This window comes from Protofrankia sp. CiP1_Cm_nod3 (assembly GCF_982290655.1).
In genome coordinates this window covers 1-859 of sequence record NZ_CEVIVD010000230.1, presented here as the reverse complement: position 1 = coordinate 859, position 859 = coordinate 1, and the positions used below count along the sequence as shown (strand labels likewise).

The 859-nt window shown below is 76.7% G+C and carries 1 protein-coding gene and 1 pseudogene; both read right to left on the bottom strand.

Annotated elements, in window-relative coordinates:
• A pseudogene (locus AC5LUJ_RS23265) lies at positions 1–356 on the bottom strand (hypothetical protein); the annotation flags it as partial.
• Positions 353–859 (bottom strand): hypothetical protein (locus AC5LUJ_RS23260; protein ID WP_493465777.1); only part of this gene is annotated, 507 nt, incomplete at its 5' end. The gene AC5LUJ_RS23260 and the pseudogene AC5LUJ_RS23265, both read right to left, overlap by 4 nt.

Genomic DNA, 859 nt, shown 5'->3' with positions numbered 1-859 from the left:
CCCGCTGGAAGATCGTCCGCCCGGTCGGTGCCCGCCCGCCCGTGCTCGTCCCAGGAGCCGCCCGGCGGACGCCGGCTCACGTCGTCGCCGGACGGATGATCCCAGGCGGCCAGCACCGACGGTAGCGCGGGCGGGACGAGCCGCGCGGGCGGACGCGACCCGGCCGACACGTCCCCCGCGGTGGAAGCGGCCGCCCGCTGATCGGCCGCCGGCGCGGGCCGGCCCGCGCCGCGCAGGGCGATCCCCACGAGAAAACGGCTCGCGCCACCGCTCCCGGGCCCCCCGGGCCCGCCGCCACGCACGCCCGCTCGCTCGTTCCCGGGCGCGTTCGCGCCGCCGCCGGCCGGACCGCTCACAGGTATCCCCGGCTGAGCTCGGCGTCGAGAAGGCCCAGATAGCGGGCCCGGGTTCGGGCGGTCATGCTCATGATCTCCCGTTCGCTCCAGTGGTAGTGGTACGCGAGCAGGTGCACCTCCTGGTACAGCCGTCCCATCCGTCCTGAGACCTCGGCGAGCAGGAACGCGCCGGTGTCGAGGACGGTGGCGAAGGCGGCCTGGCAGCGTGGGCAGTCGAGCTTGAGAACTATCTCCGCGTGCGGGTCGAGTTCGGCCATCGCGGCCGCGACCGCGTCGGCCCCCGCGGGAGGGAGTTCGGGCGTCGTCGGGACGCAGCGGCCAAGCAGCGTCGCCGCGGCGGCGTCGGGACGGTCCGCAAGCGCGGCGGCGGCGCGCTGGTCGGCGCCGGTCGGCAGCCGGAACCGCACGGGCCGCGCCACCCCCGGCACATCGATCAGGTACCAGTCCGCTTCCGGCCCCGCCGGGCCAGGAGTCACCCGTCCGGTACCGGGGAGATCGGGGGC